4 protein-coding genes are annotated in these 3,212 nt (G+C 70.0%); 2 read left to right on the forward strand and 2 right to left on the reverse strand.

What is annotated here, in order from left to right; genetic code table 11:
* Positions 1-69 precede the first annotated feature (69 nt).
* Together ACHFFZ_RS10905 and ACHFFZ_RS10910 are read left to right on the forward strand one after the other, a co-directional pair.
* Positions 70-918 (forward strand): class I SAM-dependent methyltransferase, encoded by an 849-nt coding sequence (locus ACHFFZ_RS10905; RefSeq protein ID WP_394276645.1) that lies wholly within the window; start codon positions 70-72, stop codon positions 916-918.
* A 39-nt stretch (positions 919-957) separates the two neighbouring features.
* The gene (locus tag ACHFFZ_RS10910) at positions 958-1,704 is read left to right on the forward strand and encodes a hypothetical protein (protein WP_394276646.1); all 747 of its coding nucleotides are present in this window, start codon (positions 958-960) and stop codon (positions 1,702-1,704) included.
* On the opposite strand, the gene ACHFFZ_RS10915 is transcribed toward ACHFFZ_RS10910, so the two are convergent.
* Together ACHFFZ_RS10915 and ACHFFZ_RS10920 are read right to left on the reverse strand one after the other, a co-directional pair.
* Positions 1,701-2,312 carry an MBL fold metallo-hydrolase gene (locus tag ACHFFZ_RS10915; protein ID WP_394276647.1) on the reverse strand — a complete coding sequence of 204 codons (612 nt, stop codon included), beginning with the start codon at positions 2,310-2,312 and terminating at the stop codon, positions 1,701-1,703. The genes ACHFFZ_RS10910 and ACHFFZ_RS10915 overlap by 4 nt on opposite strands.
* Positions 2,313-2,336: 24 nt before the next feature.
* Positions 2,337-3,212, reverse strand: an 876-nt coding sequence (locus ACHFFZ_RS10920) for an S-(hydroxymethyl)mycothiol dehydrogenase (protein WP_394276648.1), incomplete at its 5' end; no start/stop codon positions are given.

Consider the following 3,212-nt stretch of genomic DNA (forward strand, 5'->3'; position numbering starts at 1 on the left):
CCCATTCGGCACCGCTTCAGCCCGGCCACAGCTTCCAGTCACGATCCCTCCGCTGGCTAGGATCGCGCCATGGACAATGACATCGACGTCGCCTGGGAGGACGCGCGCGAGGCGAACCGCCTCAACTGGGACGACCGCGCATCCCTGCACGAGCAGTCCTATGGCATCGAGGCCTACATCTCGGACCCCACGCGGGTCTCCGAGCAGGTGCGGGCCGATGCCGGCGCGCTGGCTCCCTTCCTGCCACACCACAGCGTCGAGGGCCTGCGGCTGGCCCACCTGCAATGCCACATCGGCACCGACACCATCAGCTGGGCCCGGCTCGGCGCACAGGTGACCGGTCTCGACTTCTCCGAGGCCTCCCTCGGGGTGGCCCGACGGCTGGCCGCCCACCACGACGAGGTCGACTTCGTGCAGTCCGACGTGCTCGCCGCCCGGGAGGCACTCACCGGCAGCTTCGACGTCGTCTACACCAGCATCGGGGCCATCTGCTGGATCGACGACCTCGGCCGCTGGGCGCGCCAGATCGCCGCCCTGCTGCGCCCTGGGGGCCTCTTCCACATCCAGGACGGCCATCCCATGCTCTATGCCCTCGGTGAGGACGACGGCCCGGACCCGCGGATGCGCTACCGCTACTTCCCCACCGGCCGGGCCCAGACCTGGGACGACCCGGGCACCTACCTGGGCGACGGGACCGTGCAGCACAGCCGCACCTATGAGTGGCCGCACTCCCTGGCCGAGATCATGCAGTCCCTGCTGGCCGCCGGCCTGGTGATCGAGCACTTCGACGAGGGGCAGACCCTCCCTTGGCGCTTCTCCCCCGCCATGGTCGAGACCGGCCAGGGCTGGGCGTGGCCGACACCGGACCGCATCCCGTGCACCTTCACGATCATCGCCCGGCGGCCGAAGCAATCCTGACGGAATCCACGTGATCCCTGCCAGGGCTAGGATCCCGTCATGACGGCCCCCGCTGAGACGTCCGCTCGCACTGCGTCCACCCCGACGGCAGCTCCGCGCACCCTGCGACGGCTGGTGCTCGGGGTGCAGGTCCTCTTCCTGGTGATGATGGGACTGGCGATCTGCGTCGGCAGCCACGAGACGAGCCCCCAGCGCCTCACCGACGACCTCGCCTCCGGCACGGTCGACACCGTCGAGGTGGCCACCCGCCTCTGGCCCGACACGTCCACGATGGAGAAGGCCTCGGGATGCGCCCCGGCCGAAGTGACCTGGCGCAGGTGGGGGCTGAAGCACTCCACCACCATCAACCAGCCGCTGGGTTCCACGCCGCCCTCCGAGTGCACGCAGGCCGGTTCGTCGTCGGCGGTGGCGAGCACCAACATCACGGAGTACCTGCGCGGCGTCGACCCCGACGTGCGGGTGGTGCGCACCGAGCCGTCGTCCGGCACCTTCAGCTACGTCGGCTGGACGATCCCGGCCGAAACGGTCCCGCCCCCGCTGGGCGTCGTGGCCGTCGCCGTTGCCCTGCTGGCCATGCTCGCCCCGCTGACGCTGGCCCTGGTCGGCCCCGAGCCCCGTCACGCAACCCGCTGGGCCTGGTTCTGGCTGATGTGCTCACCGTGGGCCCCGTGGACCACCATGGCCTATCTCTTCATCGGAACCAGAGGGGCCCAGCCGGGCCGTCGACGGATGACGGGCGGCTGGGCCTTGCTGCTGGCCGTTCTGCTGGGTGCCGCGTCCAGCTAGCGTCCCAGCGCCTCGGTCTCGGCGCCGATGGTGGTCGACTCCCCGTGACCGGTGTGCACGACGGTCTGCTCAGGCAGCTCGAACAACCGCGCCCGAATGCTCTGCTCCAGCAGCTCACGGCTCGAGAAGGAACGCCCCGTCGCGCCTGGCCCGCCCTGGAAGAGGGTGTCGCCACTGAACAGCACCCCCAGCGAGGGAACATGCAGGCAGACCCCGCCCGGCGCGTGGCCGGGCGTGTGGATCACCTCGACCGCAGTGCCTGCCACCGTCAGCACCTGGCCGTCGGCCAGTTCGCCGTCGGGGCGGCGATCGGGATGGGTCAGCGCCCACAGCTCCAGGTCGGCCGGGTGCAGCAGGATCGGTGCCCCGGTGCGCTCGGCCAGCTCCGGGGCAACCCGGACGTGGTCGTCGTGGGCGTGGGTGCACACGATTGCGGTCACCCGGCGATCACCCACCACGTCGAGGATGGCCTCGGCATCGTGCGGGGCGTCGATGACGATGCACTCGCTGTCATCGCCCAGCACCCAGATGTTGTTGTCGACGTCGAAGGTCTCGCCGTCGAGGGTGAAGGTGCCGCTCACCACGGCATGGTCGATCTTCACGCTCATGTCTTCTCCCGTCGTGTCGGTTGGTCAGTCGATGACGACGACGCTGCGCAGCACGTCACCGCGCGACATCCTGTCGAAGGCGGCCTCGACGTCGCCCAGGCCCACCTTCTCGGTGACGAAGGCGTCCAGCGGCAGACGGCCCTGCAGGTAGAGGTCCACCAGCATCGGGAAGTCGCGGCTGGGCAGGCAGTCGCCGTACCAGCTGGACTTGATCGCGCCACCGCGGCTGAAGATGTCGATCAGCTTGGTGGACCACTCCATGTCGGGAGTGGGCACGCCCACGAGCACGACGCGGCCGGCCAGGTCTCGGGCCTCGAAGGCCTGCTGGAAGGTCTCGGGGCGGCCCACCGCGTCCACCACGACATCGGCGCCGTGGCCGTCGCAGATCTCCTGGACCTGCTTGACCACGCTGTCGTCGGTTGAGTGCACGGTGTGCGTGGCACCCAGCTCCACCGCCTTGGCCAGCTTGCGCTCGTCGGTGTCGATGGCGATCACCTTCGTGGCACCGGCAAGCACCGCGCCGGCGACGGCGGCCATGCCCACGCCGCCCAGACCGATGACGGCCACGGACTCGCCACGCTTGACCTCGCCGGTGTTCATCGCGGCGCCGATGCCAGCCATCACACCACAACCCAGCAGGCCCGCGACGGCGGGCTCGGCCTTCTCGTCGACGACCGTGCACTGACCGGCGGCCACCAGGGTCTTCTCGGCGAAGGCGCCGATGCCCAGGGCGGGAGTCAGCTCGGTCCCATCGGTGAGCGTCATCTTCTGCTTCGCGTTGGCGGTGTCGAAGCAGTACCACGGCTCGCCCTTGAGGCAGGCCCGGCACTGGCCACACACGGCACGCCAGTTGAGCACGACGTAGTCGCCGGGCTTCACATTGGTGACGCCCTCGCCGAC

It is taken from the genome of Luteococcus sp. (genome assembly GCF_043424415.1).
GTDB lineage: Bacteria > Actinomycetota > Actinomycetes > Propionibacteriales > Propionibacteriaceae > Luteococcus.